Origin of the sequence: Microcoleus sp. AT8-A3 (genome assembly GCF_036705675.1) — a bacterium.
Lineage (GTDB): Bacteria > Cyanobacteriota > Cyanobacteriia > Cyanobacteriales > Microcoleaceae > Microcoleus.
This window is the reverse complement of record NZ_JAUBVD010000016.1, coordinates 19,840-41,442: the sequence shown is the minus strand read 5'-3', so window position 1 is coordinate 41,442 and position 21,603 is coordinate 19,840. Positions and strand designations below refer to the sequence as shown.

Sequence of the window (21,603 nt, the reverse complement as noted above, 5' to 3'; positions counted from 1 at the left end):
ATATCTTAACATGGCAACTATTTACGAAGTGCATCCAGTTGCACCCCAAAGAGACCGGATCGAGAAAATTAACAAAGCTCTAAAAGATGGGGCCGTGATGCTTTATCCGACAGATACAGTTTACGCGATCGGCTGCGATCTCAACTCCAAGTCTGCTGTAGAACGAGTCAGGCAGATCAAGCAACTATCCAATGATAAGCCTTTAACGTTCCTGTGTTCCTCTCTATCAAATATCACCGACTATGCAGCCGTCAGCGATGAAGCATACAGAATTATCAAGCGGTTAATACCAGGGCCTTATACATTTCTGCTGCCTGCTACCAAGTTAGTGCCACGGTTGGTAATGAGCCCGAAGCGCAAAACCACTGGAATTCGCGTTCCAGACCAGCGGCTTTGTTTTACCATGTTGGAAGCCTTGGGAAATCCAATTATTTCAACATCCGCTCACATTACCACGGATGATGAAGGTGCTGCACCGGTGCCAGCAGAAAAAGCAGAAAGTTTTGGCAAAGCTGAACTTTTTGACTGTTTTTCAAAGTTAGTAGATATCATTGTCGATGACGGTTCCGATCCGGGATATCAAGTTTCTACCATTCTCGATTTGACACAAAGCGAACCGATTGTTGTTCGCCGTGGTTTGGGTTCGGAAGCTGTCGCCGTTTGGGAAAACGATTAAACTTTGAGGATGCTTTCGCTTCTCCAACAGTCCGCCGGGGGTTCAAAACCCCCGTCGAGAGAGCGAAAGTCCTCTCAAAGAGGACTGTTAAATATAGCGGTTATGGTATTGAATTTAATTAAGCTCTGTCCTATATTTTAAAGGATTGACAATTATCATAGGAGCAATCGCTATCAGTAGATATTAGATATTATTTCTATTTGAACTCATCGCAACTTATGTTATTCCTCCCTAATTTCCACAGTCGTCTTAAGACGACTTCAGCTATGAGCCAGGGAATTAATTCCCTGGCGGCCTGTCGGAATCGCCAGCTAACAAACCTGCGGAAAAAACCTAAGCCTCTACCTTAACTCCTTTCCAAAAAGCAATATATCCGGCAATATTTTTAGCAGCATCTTTTGGAGTTGGATAGTACCAAGCAGCATCTTTATTAACTTGTCCGCCGACTTCGACATTGTAGTAACTAGCAACACCTTTCCAACCGCAAGTAGTGTGAGTGCTGCTGTCTTTGAAATACTCACGGTTGATGGCATCGGCGGGGAAATAATAGTTGTTGTCTACAATTTCGCACTTGTCGCTCTCGGCCAAAACGGCACCATTCCAAATTGCTTTCGGCATCTGTTTTTCTGGTTAAATTGAGATTCTCAATTATTGTAACTGTATTTGTGCTCAAAAGGCATAGAATAGTTGAGAAGCCAACAACCAACTACTGCAAATGCCAGCGTCTCATCCGCCAATATCTTCTGTGCCACTGTCCCTGGAACAAGCTCTTAAACATTTTTTTGGCTATGACTCTTTCCGTCCGGGACAGCAGGAAATTGTCGAAGCTGCTTTACAAAAACGGGATATGATGATTGTCATGCCGACGGGCGGTGGCAAGTCTTTGTGTTTTCAATTACCGGCACTGTTGAAACCGGGATTGACAGTGGTTGTTTCGCCGTTAATTGCTCTGATGCAAGACCAGGTGGAGGCTTTGCAGGATAATGGAATTGGGGCGACTTTTCTCAACAGCACTTTGAGCTCTCAGGAAACCCGATCGCGCGAAACAGCAATTCTCGAAGGTAAGATTAAATTGCTCTACGTTGCACCCGAACGCTTGCTCGGTGAGAGATTTTTACCGTTTTTAGATATAGTAGCAAATAAGTTAGGAATTTCGGCATTTGCGATCGACGAAGCCCACTGCGTTTCGGAATGGGGGCACGACTTTCGACCAGAATACAGGCAAATGCAGCGAGTGCGCGATCGATATCCCGACATTCCCATTATGGGACTAACCGCCACCGCCACCGAGCGCGTCCGCCAAGACATCATCCAGCAGCTAACTCTGCGAAATCCCTACATCCACGTCGCCAGCTTCAACCGCCCCAATTTATACTACGAAGTTCGCCCCAAAACCAAACACAGTTTTGCCGAAGTTTTGCAAATCATCCAAAAAAAAGGCGGTTCGGGAATTATCTATTGCCTCAGCCGCAAAAAAGTTGACGAAGTTGCCTATAAATTGCAACAAAGTGGCATCCAAGCCTTACCATACCACGCCGGCATGAACGATGTCGATCGCGCCACCAATCAAACCCGCTTCATTCGCGACGACGTGCAAGTAATGGTAGCCACAATAGCCTTCGGTATGGGCATCAACAAACCAGACGTGAGGTTTGTAATTCACTACGACTTACCCAAGAATCTCGAAGGATACTATCAAGAATCCGGCCGCGCAGGCCGAGACAACGAACCCGCCCATTGCAGCTTATTTTTCGGCTACGGCGATGTCAAAATGATCGACTACATCATCGAGCAAAAACCTGACCCGCAAGAACAACGAATTGCCCGCCAACAGTTGCGTCGAGTAATCAACTATGCAGAATCCACCGAGTGCCGTCGCACAATCCAGTTAAGTTATTTTGGCGATTCATTCCCCGGAAACTGCGGTACTTGCGATAACTGTTGCAACCAAAAACCCGTAGAAGATTGGACGATTGAGGCAATGAAATTTCTTTCTTGCGTCGCCAGATGCCAAGAAAAATTCGGCATGAATCACATTATTGACGTGCTGCGCGGTTCCAAAAATCAAAAAGTATTGCAATACCAGCACCACAAACTTTCTACTTACGGAATTGGCAAAGATAGAAGTGCAGACGATTGGAAAAAATTGAGTCGTTCCCTGTTAAATCAAGGTTTTTTAGAGGAAAGAACAGACGGATTTCCCATTTTGAAACTGAATGAAAAAAGTTGGGAAATTATGAAACGTCAGCGCACAGTTGAAATCGCCATTGAACCCCAACGGGAAGTACAGGCGAAAGTTCGGTCTTTGGCAGTAGAAGTAGAAGCTTTATTTAGCATACTGCGGACACTACGCAAACAAATTGCCGACGAACAATTTGTGCCACCTTACGTAGTTTTTGCCGATAAAAGCTTGCGAGATATGGCAGAAAAACGCCCGCAAAATCTCAGAGAATTCGAGGAAGTTTACGGCGTTGGTAGCAACAAGCGAGATAAGTACGGTAAGGTTTTCTTGGAGGCAATACGCACTTTTTGTCAAGAACAAGGATTGCCAAGTGGTGCTGCATCTTCTGATGTCGCTAATCTTCCAAATCTTTCCAACGTTGCGTCTTATTCGCAGATGCAAACCTGGGAATTATACCGACAAGGTTTGACTGTTCAAGGAATAGCTAATGCGCGGGGGATGAGCCCTAATACTATTTCTGGGCATCTGATAGAATTGATGGAAATGGGCCGGGAAGTTGATATAAATTTGTTGGTAGAATCGGAACGCCAGCAGGCGATAGTGTACGCTATTGAAGTTATGGGGGATGAAAAACTGAGAGCAATTTATGATTTTCTGGAAGAACGTTATACGTTTGAGGAAATTAAGTTTGTGCGGGCTTGGTGGCGGCAAAATTATGTCGGTTTTTAACCGCAGATGTAGGCAGATGTACGCTGATGGACGCAGATAATTAATAGAGAGGAGGGAAAAATGAGAATGCAAAAAGTAGCTTTTGGGATAATATATTAGAGTGGCGTTTTTAACAGATATATTTTTTTCATTTGGCTTTGCTAGCTGGCGTATAGGGGGTGGGCAAAACTTAAATTTAACAAGTGATTTTAAGAGGGCTATAAGTCAGTAAGCTTGGGTTAGCTAAGTGTGTCATTGTTCGCTATGATTCGCGCAGTTGCGAGGGTACGAAGCAATCCAGAAGCTATCGCCGAGACTTTCTTTTGTTCTCAATTTTCGTGAGCTGCTAGGGCGATAAAATACCTTTTTAACTGAACCTTATTGAGCTATAAGTACCTCGTAAAACCAGTTTTTATCTAAGTAGTAGAGTGCGTGAGAGGGAGGAATATTTAAATGCACAAGCATGAGACTGTTTACACTCACGCACAGCCCCAAGGATTGAATAATATTGATGCAGCCGGAAACGATATTAAGTCTCTCTCTTCACCCAGAAGTACCCTAAGTTTTAGCATTGTACTTTGTTTTGGCAAAATTATATATAGGGGTTTTTGACGGCGAGAAATTAAGTTTCTACACTTTAGAAGTGTACAATAAATGGTTGACTTCGTTAGCCAGCCATTCGTTAAACAGATTGTGCAAAATTTCTTGATACCGTTCAGGGGTTAATTCCGCTGGGAGAAACTTTTCAACCAGAAACAAGTGATATCCTAGTTCTGTTTCAATTGGACGAATTACTTCTCCGGGTTGAGCGCTAAATACGGCGACGGCTATGTCTGGTTTTAAACCCCACCGATAAACCTTGCCTTCGCAACCGCATATATGCCGACGATTTTCGTCAATATCGTAAAGGTGAGCAGCATCGAAAAAGCTGATTTCTCCTTCTTGAATTTGATAAAATAGTTCCTGAGCAAGCTGGGGGTTGGCAACAATTATTTGATAAAGAATTATTTGGTCGAATTGCAATTTGTTTTGAACAAAAATCTTTTCTACTTCTTTGCTGAATAAGTGTTCGGCTAGTTTTTGGCTGAGAAGCCGATCGCGAATCCCGGCCTCTAAATCTTCTACAGAAATCATCTGATCGACCAGCCAAGCAATCGTGTCCGCCGCTTTCTCCAAACGCTTCTCGCGGCGGAGTTGGTCGCCCACAGCTTGAATTTCGTCTGGAGTCACAGTTAACTCCCGTTCCTTGGCTGCTTTCTCAATAACTTTTTTATGCAAAACCTTTTGACTAAATGTTTTTAATTGCATCTCTTGTTTGAGTAGTTCGATGATTTCACTTGCTTCAATCATTGGCCCGTAAAAGTCTTTCATCTTTCTCTCTCAACCTATATGAATTTATTAACTTCATCCCCCGAAGATTCCTGCGGGGTAGTTGGGGTTAACGGTTAAGGGTTAGCTACAAGATGTCATTTGGCAAACTAATAAAATCAGCATTGCTCAAAGTTGTTGCACCCGCTGCGTTAACTGTTCCCAAAACAACAGCTAAAATTCGATCGCCATTATTTGAACTAAACTTAAGCAGAGTGGCGTCTGTCGTACCGTCACCGTCAGTATCAAACGCGACGAGTGTCAAGTCTGTTACCGAAAGTCCCCCTGTCAGCCCAATTCGATCGCCTTGAGCGAAATTGAAATCAACGACTCGATCGGCTAACAATGGATTAGCTGCTGCACTCGCTGTTTCGGATCTAAAGGCAAAGGTATCAGCGCCGCTACCTCCAATCAATGTATCGGTGCCGAAGTCGCCGCAAAGAAAATCGTCGCCGTTGTCACCAATTAGCAAATCTTGACCTTTTCCTCCCCGCAAAGTGTCGTTGCCATCGCCTCCATGAATCGCATCATCACCTTTGTTACCTGTGACAATATCGTCGCCGCTTCCTGCAAAAATTCGATCGCTCCCGCTATCGCCAGTAATCACATCGCTCTCGTTGGTGCCGAGCCAATATCCGTCGCCATTGCTGTCATAGCTGATAGTTAATGCGTCAGGATAGTTTTCTGGGGCGATCATTTCTGGAGGCGGCGTTGTCTCAGCATTGCTGTTGGCATTGTTACCGGGAAGTGCGATCGAATTATTGCTGTTACTGTTATCTGTCGGATTAGAAGCGATCGCGCTACTGCCACCACCACCCGTACCCGCATCCTGATTATTTGAGGGTGTTGGCGGTGTTGGCGCTGGTGTTGGCGCTGGTGTTGGTGTTGGCGCTGGTGTTGCGATGTTAGTTGTTGGTGGAGCGCCTGTAGCAGCGGTTGCTTCTGCACTCCCAGAAGTAGCTCCCGGAGTATAGGCTGTCTGAGTGCTAGTGCTACTGCCTGCGGGGGAAGTTACTGTCGCGCTGCTGTTGTTAGTAACGCCTTGATTATTGGCGATCGAGCTCGTTTCGCTCGAACTGCTACTCTCTGAGGGCGCAGGTGTTGGTGCTGGTTCAGGTGCAGGTGCTGTGGCGCTAGTAGTTGGCGGAGCATCTAAACCGCTGCTAGCTGAGGCGCTCGCACTGCTAGAAGTGTCGCCGGGAGTCGATGCTGTCTGAGTGCTGCTGCTGCTGCTGTTCCCTGTCGGAGAAGTCGCTGTCGCGCTGCTGCTGGCACCGCTGCTGTCTCCTAACGGTGCAGGTGCAGGTGCAGGTGCAGGTGTTGGCGCTGGTGCTGGGGCTGTGGCGCTAGTAGTTGGCGGAGCATCTAAACCGCTGCTAGCTGAGGCGCTCGCACTGCTAGAAGTGTCGCCGGGAGTCGATGCTGTCTGAGTGCTGCTGCTGCTGCTGTTCCCTGTCGGAGAAGTCGCTGTCGCGCTGCTGCTGGCACCGCTGCTGTCTCCTAACGGTGCAGGTGCTGGTGCAGGTGCAGGTGCTGGTGCAGGTGCAGGTGCAGGTGCAGGTGCAGGTGCAGGTGTTGGTGCTGGTGCTGGTGCTGGTGTTGGTGTTGGTGTTGGTGTTGCTGCCGGGGCTGAAGTTGTGGCACTTGTCGTCGGAGAAGCCCCCGCCGAGGCTGTAGCTGTAGCGCTACCGCTGCTGGAGGTGGCTCCCGGAGTATAGACTGTTTGGCTGCTGTTGCTAGATTCTCCCGTTGGAGAAGTACCTGTCGCACTACTTGTACTCCCTGCACCGCTGTCCGAAGTGGATGAAGTGGATTTGGCAGAACTGCTGCTGCCTCCTGAAACCTCGCTGGGAGTAGAAATGTTAGCTGTTGGGGCTGGTTCTGAAGATGCTGAATAGTTAGTAAGTTCACTATTACTTGCACCAGTTCCACCCGCTAACAAGCTAGAGCCACTTGGACTGCTGCTACCGACCGTTAGGGTAGGAGGAGCAGATGCGTCTAATTGAGGCATCGCTGTTAATCTCCTTAAAATTTGTTTTAAGCTGGATAAATCAACTGAAGATTGCTCTGGGTCAAAGCAATGGAGCTATACATTTTTATTTTGATTTCATTACCCTATCGAGATAATAAAAATTATTTAATTTCTATTATTCACGGAATCTAGTTTCGGAACTTGGGAAATGACGGGGGAGTGTAGGCGATCGCAAATACCTGACCGTAACCAACCGCTAGAGAACCACCGTAAGGCGAAGATACTGCCCAAGACTGAGAATTAGCAGCAGTTGAGGTGAATGCACCGATCGCGGAGGTAAAAACACTGATATCGACTGAAGCAAAACCGCCAACAATATTGCCTTCGTCAGAAAATTTATCCAAATATGTCAAATCCTCAATTCTCATTGATTTTTACCTTTATCTGATTATTATTCTTGGATACGCCTGTATTTTTGACTTGATAAATGTGTAATTTTATCGTTCCGCTGCCAGTAGTGCGGACTTAATTATACTAGCAGCGGGCGACTGAATTCCTAATCGGAAACCGATACAGAAAATGCACCGGATGAACTCGAAAAAGGAGTCGTAAATGTGCTGGTAGCAGCCTTGGTAAATGAGCCATAACCGATCGCACCGGCACCAGCGTCGGCTACAGCTACGTTACCAATTGCTAGACCAGCAGTCAGTGAAATGAAAGAAACGTTGCCGACAATCAAATCAAATTCTGTGAAACCGCCTTCGATTCTGGTTGCTTCGGACACAACTTCTACATGGTTCAGATCAGAGATAATCATGGTTTTTTGCCTTTACTATTGCAGGTTTGTTTAACTAAAAAACTGTGTAATTCTATCGTTTTGCTGCCAGCAGTTCGGACTTATTCAACTAGCAACTGGCGACAAATTTTTAATCGGAAACCGATACGGAAAATGCACCGGATGAACTCGAAAAAGGAGTCGTAAATGTGCTGGTAGCAGCCTTGGTAAATGAGCCATAACCGATCGCATCGGCACCAGCGTCGGCTACCGCTACGTTACCAATTGCTACGCCAGCAGTGAATGAACCGAATGAAACTAGGCCGACAATCAAATCAAATTCAGTGAAACCGCCTTCGATTCTGGTTGCTTCGGAAACAACTTCGACATGGTTCAGGTCAGAGATAATCATGGTTTTTTCCCTTGTTGGTTAAGTGCTTGCTCGAAGCAATCTTGTTTGCTTTCGATGTACCTAATATATCTGGACTAATTAGAGCTGTGTTGCCAATTTGGCAGATTTGTGAAAATTAAAATGTAAATTCAAATTCATGAATATTTGTAAATTATTCGTCCAAAAGCTACAAAAAATCGAGGTATTTTGAAATACAAAAATCAGCCTCGTTTTAGAGTTTATTAACGAGACTGGAAGATTGTAGTATTTAGCTCAATTGATAACTTGTATAGATAAAGACTGCCCAGGCTAAACCGCAGGAATTACAGGTCAACCGATTTGAGATTTGAGATTTGAGATTTGAGATTGAGTCAACGTAAAAGGTTATTATCTTAGATACCCGACTTCTTAAAGAAGTCGGGTAAGCTGTGGAGCATTTAAACCAGTAACGAGGCTAGTAGGGTGCGTCAGGAGTGAACCCTTACGCTGAAACGGAAAACCTTAGATGCTGACGCACCTTACGCAAGTCCTTTAAATGCCGAACAGCTTATCTGGGTATTCCCTTTTTTTAGGTTGACCTACTTAACAAAGTATTAGGTACGATCGCCACACGAGGTTGCCATTTTGGCAGATTTATCGGAAGTGCGGATGTTCGACACTCAAAAACCCGATCGCCCGCGGTGAGTCAACCAAAGAATTGGTACACCCAACGCCCGCAATCGGGTTGTCGATCTCTCGACTAAATTACTTACCCGCCAAATTAAACAAGCGCGTCTTAAATCCCGCAAAAAATCCTTGACTTGGAATTGGCAAACACTCAACCTTCGGCATCGAGAGATATTGCCCTTCCTTGACTTCAAGTCCAAAACCTGCGGTATCTGAGTGCAACTCGGTAAAAGCCTCTGTTACATAACCCCCTCGAACTCCGGCTCGTTTTTCCCTCACCACTTCCACATAATCTAAATCAGCAATTTTACCCAATGCAGGCTTAGCTTCCGATTTACTCGACTTGCCGATTTGACTGTTTTCCTTAAGCAAGCGGTTGGAAGTACGGTAAGGGATATAGTCGAGGGGGTTGTAACCCGTGCACCGCAAAAGTAAAAAACAAGCCCAAGAATACTTTCCTGCCAGGATGGCTGAAATTATCTCATCCAATTGTTCTGGTTTGATTCCAACTTGGGAATGATTGGCAGAATGGTGAAATTGGGAATTCATTATTTTATCCTGTTTTGTGTATAAAGAGTGACAAAGGACAACAACCACTTAACTAAGTTCTACAAACTCATGCCGCCCTTTTGTAGCTGCTTGAGAGGATCAAGCAAAATGTCGGCTATGCTGCGCTGGCGAATGACAATTTCCGCAGAAGCTGTTTGGCCAGCTTTGAGTTTCCAGGTTTGGTTTTTGGCTTTCACTGAGTCTCGATCCATACTCACTTCCACCCGGTAAAAAACACCCAATCGCTCGTCTGTTTTGGCATCCGGCGAAATAGATAAAACTTTTCCCGGAATCACGCCGTAATTTTGATAAGGAAAAGCATCGAATTTGACTTGCACCGGCATTCCGGTTTTGACAAATCCCGCTTCTCGGTTCGGCAAACTCACTTCCAGCACCAGAGGAGCGTGATTCGGAGTCATTTCTGCAATAGTTTGACCCGGTTGAACTACTTCGCCTTTGTTGTGAACGTTGAGTGCGGAAATGACTCCGCTGACGGGTGCGTAGAGAAATCTTTGTTTGAGCTGATTTTTTGCTTGATCGAGCAGGGTTTGGGTTTCGGCAATTTTGGATTTGACTTGATTTAATTGCATTTCCAACTGCTGAATTTTTTGCTCTTTTTCTAACTGCATTTGGCGCGCTGCGGCTTGTTTGCTGGCGGCTTCGGCTTGCAGTCGATCGACTTCTGCCAGTTGTTGAGTTAATTCACCTTGGGTTCTAGAAATGGCGCTAGTTCGATCGCGCAAATTTTGCTCGACTTCAAACAACCTTTCCTTAACCACGGTTGCATCAGACAGTTGACTCCTGATGGCAGCACTTTGCCTGTCGCGAACGGTTTGCTCGACTTCAAAGGCGCGATCGTCAGCCTGAGTTGTCTCTCCCAACTGGCTTCTAATCACCGCATTTTCGCTTTCCCGCAGAGCTTCCTCAGCTTGAAACAATACGTCTTTAGACAGTGCTCCCTCATCTACCAAAGGTTTGAGACGCGCGATCCGCTCTTTGTGAGCTACCACTTTTGCTTGCAACCCGGCCAGCAATTCTTGAGTCTTGCGTTGCAATGGTTTCACCCGATCGCGCCGCCCTTGCTGGGAGTTAATATCTGTTTTCAGTTGCGAGAGCAAGTCTTGCACATTGTTTTCCAGAGGTTTGAGCTGTTGTTGCCGCGCTTGCTGAGACACTACATCTGCTTGCAATTGCTCGATTTGAGACTGCGTGGTGGCCGCTGAAGCGCTAGCACGGGCGATCGCAGCTTCAGCCCCCCGCTTGTCCGCAGCCGCAATAGCTTGGCTCGCTTCAACTTCCAGTCGAGTTCTCTCGATCGAACTCATCTCTTGCATCAATTGAATCCGATAAGCGTCCAGAATTTTCTCAAGACGCTCCACCTCGCTCTCGGCATTCGACGGGTCTAATTCCGCCAATAATTGTCCAGCTTTGATTTTTTGACCTTCTTTGATAGCGAGGTTAATAATTTTTCCCGTCTCCGTCGGGTGAATTTTGTAAACAGCGCCTTTGGGAACTAATTTGCCCTGAGCATGACCAACCTCGTCAATTTTTCCCAAAGTTGCCCACGCTCCAAAAGCTACGGAAAAAACCATTCCTCCTAATATCAACCGCTGGGGAAAAGATACTGGCGGCTGGTCGAGTACCGAGTGCAAAGAAGTAGACCAATTATTCGCATCAGGCTGTCGTAACTGTAATTTTGCAATATTGATACCGTCATGAGTTTGAGAAGAGCGATTTTGAGATTCGACAACTTCTAAAGAGCGCTCTTTTTTTCGGATTTCGTTTTCTTGCCTAGAAGCTACGCCCCCATAAACTTCGCCTATTTCGTTAGGAGCGTGGCCTAATTCTTTGGCATCTTCTGAAAACATTGTCTTTCCTCCAAATTAGTCTGTTGACTGTTGGCAGTTGGGAGTTGTTAGGAGCTATCAGTCAGGAGTCAGAAGTAAGTGATATCATGTCCGGTCGAGCGATCGCGATTTTTGTAGGGGCTCCCCTCACCAACAATACCTGCTAATAATTGACAATCTCAAAAACCCGCCCGACCGGGATATTATGGTTAATCGATCGGACATGATATGAAAATTATCTTTAGCCTTGTCTTGCTAATGACTAATGACCAATGACTAATGACCAATGACTAATGACCAATGACTAATGACCAATAACTAATGACTAATGACTAATGACTTAAATATCCAGTTGTTGCTGAGCGAGGTGATAGTAAAGTCCGCGTTCAGCCATCAATTCGTCGTGGTTGCCTTGTTCGGCTAAAATGCCTTTGTCTAGAACCAAAATTCGATCGGCATTACGCACCGTAGACAACCGATGAGCGATAATAAACGCAGTGCGATCGCGACTAATGCGGGCGAGATTTTGCTGAAACCTGCGCTCAGATTCGGTATCCAGCGAAGAAGTTGCTTCATCCAAAACCAAAATCCGGGGATCGCCCAAAAGAGCGCGGGCGATCGCAATTCGTTGTCGCTGGCCCCCAGACAAACTCGTTCCCCTTTCCCCCACAGGAGTTTGATAACCCAGCGGCATATCTTGAATAAAAGCGTGAGCTTCTGCTAGCTTCGCCACTTCTATCGCCTGTTCCAAGCTTGCAGAAGCAGCATCGCTTCCGTTTTTATACAGCGTAATATTTTCCAAAATCGTTCCCGAAAACAAGAAACAATCTTGAGGAACAACACCCAACTGAACTCGCAGCGACTGCAAAGAAATGTGCCGAATATCGTGGCCGTCAATTGTCAGCCGCCCCTTTTCTGGATAATAGAAACCTTGCAGCAACTTTACCAAAGTGCTCTTACCCGAACCGCTGCGGCCGACAATTGCCACAGTTTCTCCAGCTTGCACCTCAAAGGAAAGATTTTGCAGCGTATTGCGTTCCTCATCCTGAGAATAACGGAAAGAAACATTGTCAAACTTGACGTTTCCCTGAATGCGAGGCAGCACCAGCATTGGCTTGTAAGGGCTTTCTTCAGGTTGGGCAGAGAATACATCATCCAAACGCTCGATCGAAACCAGCACTTCTTGAAACTCATCCCAAAGTCCCACCACTGAAAGCACAGGAGAAATTACGCTCCCAATCATCATATTAAAAGCCACAAATTGACCGATCGTCAACTCGTCTTGAATCACCAGCATTGCCCCATACCACAGCAAAGCCGTACTCCCCAAAGTATTAATCCCACCCCCGATCACCTGCAAAGAATTCGCCAACTTCTGCCCGCGAAATTTAGCATTAATCATGCAGGTTAATTGGTCTTCCCAGCGCCAGCGCATTTCTCGCTCAGCAGCAGTTGCCTTAACCGTCGCTACCCCAGTAATCATTTCCACCAAAGATGAATTTTGCTTGGCACTTTCGGTAAAAACCTCCCGCGACACTTTTCGCAGAAAGGGAGTTGCAACTAAAGTCAAAATCACGATCGGCGGAATCAACGCCAGCACCAACAACGCCAGACGCCAGTTATAGTAAACCATCAGTCCGATGTAAACTACAGCCATCAAAGCATCCAACCAAGCCGTAATAGCTTGGCGAGTCAAAAATGCCTGAATTTTTTGATTTTCCTGAACCCGCGTCAAGATATCGCCCACTTGACGAGATTCAAAAAACTTGATCGGCAAACTGAGAGTGTGACTGATAAAGCCGCTAATTAAAGTCAAGTCAATGCGGTTCGACAAATAATCCAGCAAATACTGTCTCGTTGCACCCAACAGCGTTCGCCAAACACTAAACAGCAGCAGCCCGATCGCAAAAACGTGCAGAGTTACTACGCTTTTGCTGACAACCACTTGGTCGAGAATTACTTGGGTAAATAGGGGAGTAACTAGACCAAATAATTGGAGCAACAAGGAGAGAATCAGAATTTGGGCGATCGCACCCCGGTAGGGCCAGACTATGCCCACAAAATTTTTAAGTTTGATACCTTGATGTTCGGCAGTGTGATTGCGGTATAGTTCCGCTGTTGGGTCTAAAATTAGGGCGTACCCAGTCCAATTTTCGGTAAAAGTTTTAATGCTCATCCACCGCTTGCCCGCCGCCGGATCGGCCACTAAAACCTGTTGATTTTTAAAGCGATAAACTGCCACGTAGTGATTGCCTTGCCAGTGAGCAATCCAGGGATTTTGATTTCGCAGCGGAGTTAAAGAAGCTCGCACGGGACGGGTTTGAAATCCCATCCTTTCCGCTGCTTTTGCCAGACTCTTGAGCGACGCGCCACTGCGGCCGATTTCTGCCAATTCCCGCAAGTAATTTAGGCTGAATTTCTTACCCCAATATTCGCTAATCATGGCTAAGCAAGTAGCTCCACAATCTGCTGAACTCTGTTGTTGAATGAATGGGTGTCTGCTGCTCAACCAGCGCCGATGCTTGGGTTTGGGAAAGCTGATGATTCCGGTTGCGGGTTTTTGCTGAGCAACTGCGGTTAATTTTGATGGCTCGGTTTGTGAGGTAGAGCTGGCCTTTTGGGGCGGCGTTACTAAGCTTAAGATTGGAGGTTTGCGGATGATTTTAGGGCGGGAATTGCTTTCGGAACTAATTGTGGCGTTGGCGATTTCCCACTGTTCGCTGCTAAGCTGGTAAATTATCAGGTCTGTTACCGCTATCCAGTCGCTCTTTACGTCTGAATGTTCCCAGTTACTGCCGAGAATGGGCGGTGCTTGACCTTGAATTTGACCGCTGCGGAGCCAAAAATGATTGTTGGAGTTTTGGCAGTGCTCGGTGAGGGAAACTCCGGCAGGAATTCGGATTTCTTCTATGTAAGGAACTAAGTGGGGCCACAGAAGCTGTTGTTTGTGGGGAGGGAGCGATCGCAAATCTGTTTGTGTCTTGAAAAATATTAACCGCTGTCGCTCTTGAAATTCTTGCCACCAGTGCTGTTGCAGTTGCTGGAATTCTTCTAAAATCAGCTCCAATGTGGTGGCCGCAATTCGACCGATTTGGCAAGTCCCAGCCGCAATTGCCCTGTAAGGCAGTCCGCTTTCAATAAATAGGTGATCTGTCCCAAATATTGCTCCGACTTCCAGTACCACCGCCGAAATCTCCTGCTGTTGCGACGCTTCTACCGCTAGCAGCCTGACTCTTCCCTCGCAAACTAAATAAAAATTGCGTGAAGCGAAGCTATCCCGTAGGGAATCGCTCTGTTTTTTTTCAAGGAAATTTTTACTATCTGATGTTTGATATTGAGTGATTTCATCTCCGAGTTGAAACTCGCAAATTTCACAGGCTGTATTTAATTTCGCCACTAAAGTCTGCCCTGCACCGACTTCCTCGAAAATTTTCTGAATAGCCGGGAAATTTTCCAAGGCTTCTGGGGTTTTAAAAAGTTGATTTCCCACCCCTAATTTTTTTTTCATAACTTACCCTGTCAAAAAGTTGTTTCATTTTTTTTGAATGGCAACTAACCCGGTTATGAGCGATTTTTATTGGTTTAGTTGCAACCTAGTTGGCTTACAAACTGTTTGTCGATATGTCCGATTAACACCTCTTAGTTACGGCATCCCTTCAACGCCTTTAGGATATATAAAATTGCGTTTTTTCAGGATTTTGTGGTGATTACGTAAGTGTGGTTTTGGCTGGCTCTCAGTTTAACTTACAGAATCGTGGTTTTGGCTACCTTTAAGGGCAATCTTTACGTAATCTTTATAAACCTACAGTAATTATACGGATATTTGTGAAGATTCTGTGAAGCTGGGCGAGGCAGGTGTTGTGTCGGGTATACGTATATATACACAGAAATTGACATTCACAACTCAAAAACCATCAATTTTCGACGCTTGTTTGTGAAATCCAGGGCCGGATCGTGGTAAAGAAATATTGATGGCTGTTAATTTGTAGCAGCAATTCAAGCAATTAATTGACCCTCTGGTCTGGGTATATAACGGATTAAAGTAAGATGGAAAGTTTTGCTATTGATAACGGTCTTCCATTTGGGGGTGACTTCTGTGATGGCCTAAACCCATCACTATCGCTACCCATCACTATCAATCTAAACCCCGATTAAAAGTATCGGTTTCTCTGCTTAAGGAATTTTGTGCGATCGCACTCAGTGTATTGGTTCTCCAAAAGCATGGAATAGTGTAGAATCCAACAACCAACTCAGGAAATTGTCGAACCTGCTTTACAAAAACTGGATATGATGATTGTCATCCCGACGGGCGGTGGCAAGTCTTTGTATTTTCAATTACTGACACTGTTGAAACCAAGATTGACGGTGGTGATTTCGCGGTTAATTACTGTGATGCAATGCCAGACACTTGTGGCGACTAATTAACTATGCAGAATCCAGCGATTGAGAGCATCTCAATGAAAGCCGCCCTCCGCTAGAAATTCGAGTTAGGAGTCAGGAGTCAGGAGCCAGGAGAAAAGAGGAAGAAGGAAGAAGGAAGAAGGAAGGAGCCAGAAAAAGTGTTTTTACAAATATGAGATGCTCCCCAGCGATTGCCGCCGCACAATCGAGTTAAATTCTTTTGGGGATGGGAGGAAGGGTACTTTTCGGCACATCTTAGCCCTATCATCTGTTGTTGAATTCACCCTATTTCATGCCGCTTCACCTGAGTTGTGCTCAGTCAAGGCAACTGCTAGTAATTGAGCAGCCTGCACGTTACTCATTGCGACTTCCCAAATGCCTTTTGCACAATAGCTGTAAAAGTTAGGAACAGGCAGAAACAATGAATCAAAGTTTAATGAATCTGTAAGATCGCACTTCAGAGACAATTGAAATTAAAATGTACTATAAATCATGCAAATTACGATCGACCTTCCCGACAATCTCCCCCTGACTGAAGCCGATGTGAGGATAGAATTGGCGATCGTACTTTATCAGCAGCACAGCCTCAGTCTCGATAAAGCCGCTCAACTCGCTGTAATGTCTGTGGACGACTTCTACCAACTATTAATCAGTCGCCATATTGTCCCCCCGCCCGCAGATCCCGATGACGATCCTGCCGAACTCGTCTTAGCCAGCCTCTGTAACTCCCTCCAGCAAATTAAAGAAGGCAAATTACACCCTATTTCCGAACTGTGGGAAAGTTTTAGCATTTAATTCTAGAGTTACCACTTACAGATAGACTCTGGCTTGAGAGGACAAGTTTTGGGATAAATTGGATTTTCGTTGAGATATAAAGCACGCAATTCTGTCAAAAATTGCAAAGATTTAATGTCACTGATTTGATTATTTATGAGGTGTAGTTTAGTCAATTTAGTCAATAATTGTAAGGGTTTGATGTCGCTGATTTTATTGTTGTCGAGATCGAGATAATCCAGTTTAGTCAAGGATTGTAAGGGTTTGATCTCGCTGATTTTATTGGTGTTGAGACCGAGAACAGTCAGGTTAGTCAAGGATTCTAGCGGTTTGATGTCGCTGATTTCATTGTCGCTGAGGAACAGCCTAGTCAGTTTAGTCAATGATTCTAGCGGTTTGATATCTTTGATTTGATTGTTTTTGAGACCGAGAACAGTCAGGTTAGTCAAGGATTCTAGCGGTTTGATGTCTATAATTTGATTGTCGCTGAGGAACAGCCAAGTTAGATTAGTCAAAGATTCTAGCGGTTTGATGTCGCTGATTTTATTGTCGCTGAGGAGGATCTCAGTCAGGTTAGTCAAGGATGCTAGCGGTTTGATGTCTATAATTTGATTGTCGTTCAAGCTCAGCCCTTTCAGGTTAGTCAAGGATGCTAGCGGTTTAATGTCTATAATTTGATTGTTGTCGAGGGATAGTACACTCAGGTTAGTCAAGGATGCTAGGGGTTTGATGTCGCTGATTTTATTGTTTTCGAGGCTGAGGTTTGCGAGACTCGAAAGTTTCTGATTAGCTTCATCGCACTCAGTGGCTCCTGCTTTCTCCAACAGCACTTCTACTGTATGTTTAACTTCAGGACTCAAGGAAGCTTTTTCGCGACACCAATCAGCAAACGTTCTGTTTCCCGATCGCACTTCTGCGGCCTTCACTCCGAGGCTAGTTCCAGATAATGCTACGATCGCACTCAAAGCAACTACTATCAAACTTGCTAAATTTATGTGTTTCTGTGCAACTATAAGTTTCATCATCTTGTACCTCTAATTTCCTGAATAGACAATGGCACGTTGGTAAACTGTCACGAGACTGCCAGATAGTTCTAAAATAACTGTGATATTAAACTTATAGCCAATAACTTTATCTGCACAAACTCAGGAAAATACCTTATGAACAGCACAGCATCTTACGCATCATCTCAAATGGCAGATCGCGAACGCGCGAACCTCAGCAAGCTAATCGATTACAGTTCCATTCGATCGATACCCGAAATTTGGGCGATCGTCAAACAAAAATTCGGTCAAACCGTCGCCCTCCACGACCCCCACACCCAGCCAGAAATCAAGCTGACCTACACCGACCTGTACCAACAAATCCAGCAATTCGCCGCCGGCCTCCAAGCCCTAGGCATCGAACCAAATCCCGAAGAAGCAGTCCCTCCCCGCGTCGCCGTCTTCGCAGACAACAGTCCCCGCTGGCTGATAGCCGACCAAGGTATCATGATGGCCGGGGGCGCCAACGCCGTTCGAGGCGCCACCGCCGACCCCGAAGAACTTTTGTACATCATCCAAGACAGCGGCAGCAGTGCCTTGGTAGTCGAAAACCTGGCATTACTGAAAAAACTGCAACACCGCCTCCCAGATTTGCCCGTTCAACTCATCGTCCTCCTCTCGGACGAAGAACCGGAAATCAGCCAAACCCTGAGCACAGTCAAATTTTCCCAAGTCATGACCACAGGGGCCAACCGTCCCCTCAAACCCACCAACCACAGCCAGCAAACCCTCGCCACCCTCCTCTACACCAGCGGCACCACCGGCAAACCCAAAGGCGTCATGCTGACTCACGGCAACCTGCTGCACCAAGTCACCACTTTAGGTACAGTTCTCCAGCCAGAACCGGGCGAATGCGCCCTCAGTATGTTGCCCAGTTGGCACGCTTACGAACGCAGCGTCGAATACTTCCTGCTTTCCCAAGGATGCACCCAAATTTACACCAATATTCGCTATTTCAAACAAGACTTTAAAGCCTACAAACCCCACTACATGGTCAGCGTTCCGCGCATCTGGGAATCGATTTATGAGGCCGTACAAAAGCAATTTCGGGAACAGCCGCCTAACAAACAAAAATTGGTGAATTTCCTGTTATCTGCCAGCCAGCAATACATCGAGAACCGCCGCATTTCCCAAGGATTAACTCTCAGTTTGAAACCGGCTTCTGCTTCCGAAAAACTAATCGCCCGCATCAAAAGCATTCTGTGGTCGCCCGTACACGGCCTGGCAGAAAAATTGGTTTACAAAAAAGTCAGGGAAGCTACGGGAGGACGCTTAAAATGGGCAATTAGCGGCGGCGGTTCTTTGGCAACGCATTTAGACAATTTCTTTGAAATAGCGAATATCGGTTTGTTGGTGGGATACGGTTTAACCGAAACTTCGCCGGTTTTAACTGTGCGCCGCCCTTGGCACAATCTTAAAGGTTCCGCAGGACAGCCCATTGCCCATACGGAAATTAAAATAGTAGACCCAGAAACCAGACAGCAACTGCCCACAGGCCAGCGCGGCTTAGTATTGGCGCGCGGGCCGCAAATCATGGCAGGTTATTATCTTAATCCCCAAGCGACTGCCAAGGCGATCGACTCCGAAGGCTGGTTCGACACCGGCGATTTGGGCTGGCTGACACCGGGAAACGACTTAATCTTGACCGGGCGGGCCAAAGATACGATCGTCCTCACCAACGGCGAAAACATCGAACCCCAGCCCATAGAAGACGCCTGCGTCCGCAGCCCCTACATCGACCAAATTATGCTAGTAGGTCAAGACCAGAAATCCGTCGGCGCCTTAATTGTCCCCAATGCAGAAGCCGTGCAGAAATGGGCAGAAACTCAAAATCCCCCCTTACACGAAATTGACTGGAATAGCAAGACAATTCAAGATTTATTCCGCAAAGAATTGAACCGAGAGGTGCAAAATCGCCCTGGATACCGCGCGGACGATCGCATCGGCCCGTTCCGCTTGATTCAGGAGCCATTTTCGATCGAGAATGGAATGTTGACCCAGACCCTGAAAATTAAGCGCCCGGTTGTGACGCAACACTACCGCGATATGATTGACGGGATGTTTTGAAATATTCGCTGGACTTGGGGAATGGAAAAGAAAAAATTATCCCAACACCCGAGTCCCGATTCCGAGTCCTCAGTCCTGGGCCATTAGTTCAGGTTTACCAACTAATGACTCATGACTAATGCCTAATTCCTAATTGACAAGCAACAACTTTTTTATGGAACCACAATTACTCTTGAAGCGATCGATTAACGTTAAAGTCGTCGTTACTCCTCGCTGGAAAGAAGAAGCTCAACAGCAACTCCAAGCCCAAATCAACCAAATAGACTCTCAGCTACAACAGTTAGAAATGCAAGGGCAGCGGATGATTTCAGAAATCCAAAAGTCAAATTTGCAGCCCCCAGGCCCGCAAGTAATGCAGCAAATAGAAAACATTCAAGTGCAGGTGAATCAAAGAAAAAGCGAACTGCTAGAACAGAAAAACCAAAACCTGCAACAGCTTCAGCAAGTGCAGGTGCTAGACCTGGAACAAGAAGTGAGTCAAGGTCAAATTGACGGCACGTTCACTGTCGGGCTGGGAGAAAACTTGATTCAAAAAATGCAAGTAGAAATTCTCCTCCGCGACGGCATAGTCGAAGAAATTCGAGGTGATATTTAGAAATTGGTAAGTGGTAATTGGCGATCGGTAATTGGCAATTGATTTTGAGTCAACAGTCACACATCAAGAATGCGAGACACTGGCATAATAATAAGTATTGCCGGTGGCCGATCGCCAATGCTCAATTGCCAAATACCGATTACCTATTACCAACACAAAAGGACTTTTTACAGATGATTCGCGAAGTTTTCATGCCAGCCCTGAGTTCTACCATGACAGAGGGCAAAATTGTTTCCTGGGTCAAATCCGCCGGAGACAAAGTAGAAAAAGGCGAAACGGTGGTAGTCGTTGAATCCGACAAAGCCGACATGGACGTGGAGTCTTTCTACGAAGGCTATTTAGCAATAATTATCGTACCTGCGGGCGAAGTTGCTCCGGTGGGGGCGGCAATCGCCCTGGTAGCAGAAACGGAAGCCGAAATCGCCACAGCTCAGCAGCAAGGAGCCGCCGCCCCAACCGCAGCCGCAGCCCCGGCTCCCAGCCCCGCTCCTGTCAGCGCAGCTACATCCTCAGCAGGTTTACAGCAAAATGTTAGTCGCCAAAACGGCCGCAGCGTCGTTTCTCCCCGCGCTCGCAAATTAGCCAAAGAGTTTAAAGTAGATTTGAATTCTATCAAAGGCAGCGGGCCCAACGGTCGCATTGTCGCAGAGGATGTGGAAGCAGCAGCCGGCAAAGCTCAACCAGCTCCGGTTCAGCAAGCGGTAACAGTTCCCGCAGCACCCGCACCGGCATCTGCAGCACCCGCCCCCGCAGCAGCCAAACCCGCACCCGCACCAGTCCCGGCGATCGCACTTTCGGGCCAAAAAGTACCGATGAATGCGCTGCAAAATGCGGTGGTGCGGAATATGGAAGCAAGTTTGAGCGTGCCTTCTTTCCGCGTCGGTTACACAATTACTACTGATAATCTGGACAAACTCTACAAACAAATTAAGTCGAAGGGCGTCACGATGACGGCTATGCTGGCGAAGGCTGTAGCTGTAACTTTACAAAAACATCCTCTGCTGAATGCTTCTTATGTGGAGTCGGGAATTCAATACCGCGCTGATATTAATGTGGCGGTAGCGGTGGCGATGGATGGCGGTGGTTTGATTACGCCGGTGTTGCAAAATGCCGATCGCCTCGATATTTATTCGCTCTCCCGCACTTGGAAGGATTTAGTCGATCGCGCCCGCACCAAGCAGTTAAAGCCTGATGAATACAGCACGGGGACTTTTACTCTTTCCAATTTGGGAATGTTTGGAGTAGACAAGTTTGACGCGATTTTGCCGCCGAATCAAGGCTCGATTTTGGCGATCGGCTCTTCGCGGCCGCAAGTAGTGGCTAATGAAGATGGTTTGATGGGAGTGAAGCGCCAAATGCAGGTGAATATTACTTGCGATCACCGGATTATTTACGGTGCTGATGCTGCGTCTTTCTTGCAAGATTTAGCGAAATTGATTGAGACAAATCCTCAGTCTTTGACGCTTTAGCGATCGTCCTAAATCTCCCTTTTACTGTTATTGGCAGGAAAGGGGGATTTAGACTTAGCTTTTAATGAGATGTCTAATTTTGGAATGATTTAACCGCAGAGACCGCAGAGGACACAGAGT

The 21,603-nt window shown here is 46.3% G+C and carries 18 protein-coding genes; 8 read left to right on the top strand and 10 right to left on the bottom strand.

The window, feature by feature from the left end; translation table 11 throughout:
- Positions 1 to 10 precede the first annotated feature (10 nt).
- The gene (locus tag QUB51_RS12035; RefSeq protein ID WP_333261804.1) at positions 11 to 676 is read left to right on the top strand and encodes an L-threonylcarbamoyladenylate synthase; all 666 of its coding nucleotides are present in this window, start codon (positions 11 to 13) and stop codon (positions 674 to 676) included.
- Between the two features lie 333 nt (positions 677 to 1,009).
- On the opposite strand, the gene QUB51_RS12030 is transcribed toward QUB51_RS12035, so the two are convergent.
- Positions 1,010 to 1,294 carry a DUF427 domain-containing protein gene (locus tag QUB51_RS12030; protein WP_333037862.1) on the bottom strand — a complete coding sequence of 95 codons (285 nt, stop codon included), beginning with the start codon at positions 1,292 to 1,294 and terminating at the stop codon, positions 1,010 to 1,012.
- Positions 1,295 to 1,391: 97 nt separating this feature from the next.
- Here QUB51_RS12030 and recQ point away from each other — a divergent pair, with 97 nt between their 5' ends.
- Entirely contained in the window at positions 1,392 to 3,587 is a 2,196-nt protein-coding gene (gene recQ, locus QUB51_RS12025; protein WP_333054987.1) for a DNA helicase RecQ, read from the top strand.
- A gap of 609 nt (positions 3,588 to 4,196) precedes the next feature.
- On the opposite strand, the gene QUB51_RS12020 is transcribed toward recQ, so the two are convergent.
- The 7 genes from QUB51_RS12020 to QUB51_RS11990 all read right to left on the bottom strand — a co-directional run bounded on the left by QUB51_RS12020 (position 4,197) and on the right by QUB51_RS11990 (position 11,155).
- The gene (locus QUB51_RS12020; RefSeq protein WP_333208756.1) at positions 4,197 to 4,937 is read right to left on the bottom strand and encodes a peptidylprolyl isomerase; all 741 of its coding nucleotides are present in this window, start codon (positions 4,935 to 4,937) and stop codon (positions 4,197 to 4,199) included.
- An 85-nt stretch (positions 4,938 to 5,022) separates the two neighbouring features.
- Positions 5,023 to 6,945 carry a hypothetical protein gene (locus QUB51_RS12015; RefSeq protein WP_333054981.1) on the bottom strand — a complete coding sequence of 641 codons (1,923 nt, stop codon included), beginning with the start codon at positions 6,943 to 6,945 and terminating at the stop codon, positions 5,023 to 5,025.
- Positions 6,946 to 7,094: 149 nt separating this feature from the next.
- The gene (locus QUB51_RS12010) at positions 7,095 to 7,334 is read right to left on the bottom strand and encodes a hypothetical protein (protein WP_333054979.1); all 240 of its coding nucleotides are present in this window, start codon (positions 7,332 to 7,334) and stop codon (positions 7,095 to 7,097) included.
- Positions 7,335 to 7,462: 128 nt separating this feature from the next.
- Positions 7,463 to 7,723 carry a hypothetical protein gene (locus QUB51_RS12005; protein WP_333054978.1) on the bottom strand — a complete coding sequence of 87 codons (261 nt, stop codon included), beginning with the start codon at positions 7,721 to 7,723 and terminating at the stop codon, positions 7,463 to 7,465.
- A 109-nt stretch (positions 7,724 to 7,832) separates the two neighbouring features.
- Positions 7,833 to 8,093 carry a hypothetical protein gene (locus QUB51_RS12000; RefSeq protein ID WP_333054977.1) on the bottom strand — a complete coding sequence of 87 codons (261 nt, stop codon included), beginning with the start codon at positions 8,091 to 8,093 and terminating at the stop codon, positions 7,833 to 7,835.
- A 723-nt stretch (positions 8,094 to 8,816) separates the two neighbouring features.
- Positions 8,817 to 9,287 carry a HetP family heterocyst commitment protein gene (locus QUB51_RS11995; RefSeq protein WP_333054976.1) on the bottom strand — a complete coding sequence of 157 codons (471 nt, stop codon included), beginning with the start codon at positions 9,285 to 9,287 and terminating at the stop codon, positions 8,817 to 8,819.
- Positions 9,288 to 9,346: 59 nt separating this feature from the next.
- Positions 9,347 to 11,155, bottom strand: coding sequence for an HlyD family efflux transporter periplasmic adaptor subunit (locus QUB51_RS11990; protein ID WP_333054975.1), 1,809 nt, complete (start codon positions 11,153 to 11,155; stop codon positions 9,347 to 9,349).
- Here QUB51_RS11990 and QUB51_RS11985 point away from each other — a divergent pair.
- Positions 11,155 to 11,301: a hypothetical protein gene (locus QUB51_RS11985; protein WP_333231900.1), complete on the top strand. Its 147-nt coding sequence runs from the start codon at positions 11,155 to 11,157 to the stop codon at positions 11,299 to 11,301. The genes QUB51_RS11990 and QUB51_RS11985 overlap by 1 nt on opposite strands.
- 173 nt (positions 11,302 to 11,474) lie before the next feature.
- Here the strand turns inward: QUB51_RS11985 and QUB51_RS11980 are convergent, their stop codons facing one another.
- Positions 11,475 to 14,642: an ABC transporter transmembrane domain-containing protein gene (locus tag QUB51_RS11980; protein ID WP_333261809.1), complete on the bottom strand. Its 3,168-nt coding sequence runs from the start codon at positions 14,640 to 14,642 to the stop codon at positions 11,475 to 11,477.
- 779 nt (positions 14,643 to 15,421) lie between these two features.
- On the opposite strand from QUB51_RS11980, the gene QUB51_RS11975 reads away from it, so the two are divergent.
- Together QUB51_RS11975 and QUB51_RS11970 are read left to right on the top strand one after the other, a co-directional pair.
- On the top strand, positions 15,422 to 15,559 hold the full coding sequence (locus QUB51_RS11975; RefSeq protein WP_333054970.1) for a hypothetical protein: 138 nt from the start codon (positions 15,422 to 15,424) through the stop codon (positions 15,557 to 15,559).
- Between the two features lie 468 nt (positions 15,560 to 16,027).
- Positions 16,028 to 16,330: a UPF0175 family protein gene (locus QUB51_RS11970; protein ID WP_333054969.1), complete on the top strand. Its 303-nt coding sequence runs from the start codon at positions 16,028 to 16,030 to the stop codon at positions 16,328 to 16,330.
- Positions 16,331 to 16,338: 8 nt separating this feature from the next.
- Here the strand turns inward: QUB51_RS11970 and QUB51_RS11965 are convergent, their stop codons facing one another.
- Positions 16,339 to 17,334: a leucine-rich repeat domain-containing protein gene (locus QUB51_RS11965; RefSeq protein ID WP_333054968.1), complete on the bottom strand. Its 996-nt coding sequence runs from the start codon at positions 17,332 to 17,334 to the stop codon at positions 16,339 to 16,341.
- Positions 17,335 to 17,469: 135 nt separating this feature from the next.
- Here QUB51_RS11965 and QUB51_RS11960 point away from each other — a divergent pair, with 135 nt between their 5' ends.
- The 3 genes from QUB51_RS11960 (at position 17,470) to QUB51_RS11950 (ending at position 21,483) form a co-directional block, all read left to right on the top strand.
- Positions 17,470 to 19,419: a long-chain fatty acid--CoA ligase gene (locus QUB51_RS11960; RefSeq protein WP_333261812.1), complete on the top strand. Its 1,950-nt coding sequence runs from the start codon at positions 17,470 to 17,472 to the stop codon at positions 19,417 to 19,419.
- A gap of 154 nt (positions 19,420 to 19,573) precedes the next feature.
- Entirely contained in the window at positions 19,574 to 20,014 is a 441-nt protein-coding gene (locus QUB51_RS11955) for a YlqD family protein (protein WP_333054966.1), read from the top strand.
- A 173-nt stretch (positions 20,015 to 20,187) separates the two neighbouring features.
- Entirely contained in the window at positions 20,188 to 21,483 is a 1,296-nt protein-coding gene (locus tag QUB51_RS11950; RefSeq protein WP_333055090.1) for a dihydrolipoamide acetyltransferase family protein, read from the top strand.
- Positions 21,484 to 21,603 lie beyond the last annotated feature (120 nt).

Excerpts from the sequence above, each read along its gene's own strand:
- recQ (WP_333054987.1), top strand. The coding sequence starts at position 1,392 with ATGCCAGCGTCTCATCCGCCAATATCTTCTGTGCCACTGTCCCTGGAA.
- QUB51_RS11990 (WP_333054975.1), bottom strand. The coding sequence starts at position 11,155 with ATGTTTTCAGAAGATGCCAAAGAATTAGGCCACGCTCCTAACGAAATA.
- QUB51_RS11995 (WP_333054976.1), bottom strand. The coding sequence starts at position 9,287 with ATGAATTCCCAATTTCACCATTCTGCCAATCATTCCCAAGTTGGAATC.
- QUB51_RS11965 (WP_333054968.1), bottom strand. The coding sequence starts at position 17,334 with ATGATGAAACTTATAGTTGCACAGAAACACATAAATTTAGCAAGTTTG.
- QUB51_RS12000 (WP_333054977.1), bottom strand. The coding sequence starts at position 8,093 with ATGATTATCTCTGACCTGAACCATGTCGAAGTTGTTTCCGAAGCAACC.
- QUB51_RS11960 (WP_333261812.1), top strand. The coding sequence starts at position 17,470 with ATGAACAGCACAGCATCTTACGCATCATCTCAAATGGCAGATCGCGAA.
- QUB51_RS12010 (WP_333054979.1), bottom strand. The coding sequence starts at position 7,334 with ATGAGAATTGAGGATTTGACATATTTGGATAAATTTTCTGACGAAGGC.
- QUB51_RS11955 (WP_333054966.1), top strand. The coding sequence starts at position 19,574 with ATGGAACCACAATTACTCTTGAAGCGATCGATTAACGTTAAAGTCGTC.
- QUB51_RS12020 (WP_333208756.1), bottom strand. The coding sequence starts at position 4,937 with ATGAAAGACTTTTACGGGCCAATGATTGAAGCAAGTGAAATCATCGAA.
- QUB51_RS12030 (WP_333037862.1), bottom strand. The coding sequence starts at position 1,294 with ATGCCGAAAGCAATTTGGAATGGTGCCGTTTTGGCCGAGAGCGACAAG.
- QUB51_RS12005 (WP_333054978.1), bottom strand. The coding sequence starts at position 7,723 with ATGATTATCTCTGATCTGAACCATGTAGAAGTTGTGTCCGAAGCAACC.
- QUB51_RS11975 (WP_333054970.1), top strand. The coding sequence starts at position 15,422 with ATGATGATTGTCATCCCGACGGGCGGTGGCAAGTCTTTGTATTTTCAA.
- QUB51_RS11950 (WP_333055090.1), top strand. The coding sequence starts at position 20,188 with ATGATTCGCGAAGTTTTCATGCCAGCCCTGAGTTCTACCATGACAGAG.
- QUB51_RS11970 (WP_333054969.1), top strand. The coding sequence starts at position 16,028 with ATGCAAATTACGATCGACCTTCCCGACAATCTCCCCCTGACTGAAGCC.
- QUB51_RS12015 (WP_333054981.1), bottom strand. The coding sequence starts at position 6,945 with ATGCCTCAATTAGACGCATCTGCTCCTCCTACCCTAACGGTCGGTAGC.
- QUB51_RS11980 (WP_333261809.1), bottom strand. The coding sequence starts at position 14,642 with ATGAAAAAAAAATTAGGGGTGGGAAATCAACTTTTTAAAACCCCAGAA.
- QUB51_RS12035 (WP_333261804.1), top strand. The coding sequence starts at position 11 with ATGGCAACTATTTACGAAGTGCATCCAGTTGCACCCCAAAGAGACCGG.